The organism is Intrasporangium chromatireducens Q5-1, assembly GCF_000576575.1.
In the GTDB taxonomy this organism is placed as follows: Bacteria; Actinomycetota; Actinomycetes; order Actinomycetales; family Dermatophilaceae; genus Intrasporangium_A; species Intrasporangium_A chromatireducens.
Genome location: NZ_AWQS01000466.1, coordinates 1 through 1,373, shown reverse-complemented (window position 1 = coordinate 1,373; position 1,373 = coordinate 1). Strand labels below are relative to the sequence as shown.

The window sequence follows — 1,373 nt, the reverse complement described above, 5'->3', positions numbered from 1 at the left end:
TCGACAGTGCAGCACTCCCAATCGACAGTGCGTTGGCTCGCATCGACCGTTCGATACTCCGCCCCAACGGCTGGCGCTGATCGCGAAAGGTGTCACGCTCGTCGCAGTCGGCGCTTCCTCATCTCTGCGAGCTCGAGCATCCGAGTGCTGAAGAAGCGAGGCGCACATTGGTCCAGCGTCAGAAGCGTCTGCGGGAAGCAGAGGATCTCGGCCGCCTTGAGCACCAAAGCCGTGCGGCCTGAGTCGCTGTTGATGTCGCTGTCCCACACCGCGACCACCTTGTAGCCCTCGTTCCGGAAGCTGGCGTACCGGTCCTCGTCGTGGGCTCGTTCCTCGCTGCCGCTGTGGAACCGTCGGCCTTGCACCTCAAGGGCGAAGCGCACCGGCTCCAGGTACGTCATGTCGGGCCGGCCCACCCACAGCCCCGATTTCGTGCGTATCGGTTCGTTCAGGATGGGCTCGGGCAGGCCCCCGCGGACGAGCACGAGACGAGTCCGCGTCTCGGCCGGCGACTCGGATCCGACGCGGATCCAGTCGAGTGCCTCCAGCAGGGTGAGCTTGCCACGCGGTCGGACCCGGCGGGCGAGCGCCTCGCGCAACGGATCCACCGTGCGTAGTCGCGTCGCGATCGCGTCCCCCATGACGATCAGGTCGTCGAGTCCCACGGGCAGGCCAGGGCCGATGAGTTCCCCCATGTCCACCCAGGTGTCTGCCAGGCCGACGACGGGTAGGCCGTTGATCTGCTCGACCTGACGACAGTCGTAGCCCCGATGCCCGCGGACGCCCCGCCGGCGAAAGGAGAGGTCGCCGGCCGGCCGGATGACGTGGATCGCGCTGTCTCCGTCCATGCCGGTCGAGGTCGGCAATCCGTGCAAGCCTGCGGCGGTCAGGTGCGAGAAGGCGAACTCGGCGACCATCGCCGGAGCGATGGCGGAGCATCGCTCGATGAGCGACACCGGCCGCTTCTCCACTCGGACGCCATGGGTCGGAGCAACCAGCCGGAAGCGGTCCACCTCGGCATAGCTGAGGCCAAGTCCTATGGCTTCGCGAACCGCGAACGGGCGGCCGCGCAGGTCTTCGGGAAGGTTTTGGATCGACATGACGAGAGCCTCGCCCGAAGAACGTGCGCTGCGAAGGGCTGTCGATCACGGTGGGGACAGCGCGCTGAGAAGGTGCAGGTTGTGGACAACGAAGGAGTGCTGCCCTGTCCATCTGGACTGACGCACTGTGGATCACAGGAAACGCACGCTCGATCCGGAATAGCGCACGGTCGATCGAAGGGGGTATGGCGCTGGGCCGGCACCTGCTCGATGTGCGAGCGGGTGCCGACCCAGCGGCATACGAGAACTGCACTCTCGATCATGAGAACTGCA

At 66.3% G+C, this 1,373-nt stretch carries 1 protein-coding gene; it reads right to left on the bottom strand.

What is annotated here, in order from left to right:
* Nucleotides 1-92 precede the first annotated feature (92 nt).
* Nucleotides 93-1,100 (bottom strand): hypothetical protein, encoded by a 1,008-nt coding sequence (locus N864_RS22255; protein WP_155893069.1) that lies wholly within the window; start codon nt 1,098-1,100, stop codon nt 93-95.
* Between the last annotated feature and the right edge of the window lie 273 nt (nt 1,101-1,373).

Coding starts and splice junctions, on each gene's coding strand:
- N864_RS22255 (WP_155893069.1), bottom strand. CDS start 1,100: ATGTCGATCCAAAACCTTCCCGAAGACCTGCGCGGCCGCCCGTTCGCG.